Source organism: Marinobacter sp. BW6 (assembly GCF_008107725.1).
Taxonomy (GTDB): Bacteria; Pseudomonadota; Gammaproteobacteria; order Pseudomonadales; family Oleiphilaceae; genus Marinobacter.
This window is the reverse complement of record NZ_VIRN01000026.1, coordinates 1-410: the sequence shown is the minus strand read 5'-3', so window position 1 is coordinate 410 and position 410 is coordinate 1. Positions and strand designations below refer to the sequence as shown.

Annotated in this window: 1 pseudogene; it reads left to right on the top strand. The window is 32.9% G+C overall.

Going from position 1 to position 410, the window contains the following annotated elements:
- Nucleotides 1-151 precede the first annotated feature (151 nt).
- Nucleotides 152-410: pseudogene (locus FMN52_RS00115) on the top strand (hypothetical protein); the annotation flags it as partial.

The window sequence follows — 410 nt, the reverse complement described above, 5'->3', positions numbered from 1 at the left end:
TCTTTATAGAAGCTCTTTATTCTCTTGATTAAAAACGTATTCACTAAATCGTTAACTTTATTTACTTTTTATCTACTGAAACAACACTAATTGATTTTCGTAGTTCTGGTAGAATTATAGTTGAAATAAAAATTCGAGAGGAAGTACACACATGAAAAAAATTTTAGTCATCTTAGCTTTTACTTTAACCATTATCCTCGGCTTTAAGCTCCCTGCCCAGGCAAATACACAAGTTGTTTCTGATGATAATTTGCGTCTAGCAATAAACCAATCCTTAGGACAAGCAGATACACATGAACCAACCCAAGAAGAAATTGCGACAATCGAAAAACTTTCAATCAGCGGTTATGATGTTATGTCACTAGAAGGTTTGCAATATGCGACTAATTTAAAAGAGCTATTTGCTAACC